The following is a 956-nucleotide window of genomic DNA, read 5'->3' as shown; positions in this document are numbered from 1 at the left end:
TTGGCTGCCCTTGTCGCTGTGATGAATCACCCCGGCCTCAGGATGGCGCTGGTGCAGCGCCATCGCCAGGGCGTCGGTCACCAACTCGGTGCGCATGTGGTCGGCCATCGCCCAGCCGACGATCCGGCGGGAGAACACGTCCAGCACCACTGCCAGGTAGACGAAGCCCTGCCAGGTGGGCACGTAGGTGATATCGGCGGTCCAGACCCGGTTCGGCTCGGCTGCGATGAACTGGCGTTTGACCAGATCGGAGGCGGCCGCAGCACGCCCGTCCGCGATCGTGGTGCGGCAGCCTCTACGCCTGCTCACCCCGGCCAGCCCAGCCCGGCGCATAAGCCGGGCCACCCGCTTGCGACCGACCCGGACCCCGTCGAGTTCACGCAGGTCGGCATGAATACGCGGTGCACCATAGATCTCGTCCGAGGCCCGGTGATGCTCGCGGATCCGCTCCGTCAACTCGGCGTCGCGGCGGGCTCGAGCCGACGGGCCCCGCCGCTGGCGAGCCGCCCAGGCGTAGTAGCCCTGGCGCGACACACCCAGCACCCGGGCCAGCAGGGAGACCTCGTGGTGGTCCTTCTCCGCATGAATCAGCCGGAACTTCATCTCGGCAGATCCGTCTCCCGCGCGAAGAAAACCGCGGCCTTACGCAAGATCTCCTTCTCCTCACGGAGAATCTTGTTCTCACGACGCAACCTGGCCAGCTCGTCCTTCTCGGCGCTGGTCAGACCGTCTTGGCGGCGGCCATCATCAAGGTCAGCCTGACGCACCCAGGTACGGATCGACTGCGCGGAGGGCTGGAACTCCTTGGCCAGCTCCTCCGGCGTCCGTCCCGCGCGCACCAGCTCCACCATCTGCCGGCGAAACTCCGGCGGATAGTTGTTCGGCACAGCAGACTCCTTCTTCCGGGAACCAGGGTTCCCCAGAGATCAGGTGTCCACCAAACCGGGCCAACTCCA

General features: G+C 66.9%; 2 protein-coding genes. Both read right to left on the bottom strand.

All coding sequences use genetic code 11. The annotated features are described in order from the left end of the window. Positions 1-603 (bottom strand): IS3 family transposase (locus ETD85_RS62500; protein ID WP_138699124.1); only part of this gene is annotated, 603 nt, incomplete at its 3' end. After that, positions 600-887, bottom strand: a complete 288-nt coding sequence (locus ETD85_RS62495) for a transposase (RefSeq protein ID WP_170247524.1) — start codon at positions 885-887, stop codon at positions 600-602. The genes ETD85_RS62500 and ETD85_RS62495, both read right to left, overlap by 4 nt. Positions 888-956 lie beyond the last annotated feature (69 nt).

It is taken from the genome of Nonomuraea zeae, assembly GCF_005889725.1.
GTDB classification, from domain to species: Bacteria; Actinomycetota; Actinomycetes; order Streptosporangiales; family Streptosporangiaceae; genus Nonomuraea; species Nonomuraea zeae.
The sequence above is the reverse complement of the archived record's forward strand: the minus strand, read 5'-3'. Positions and strand labels throughout refer to the sequence as shown.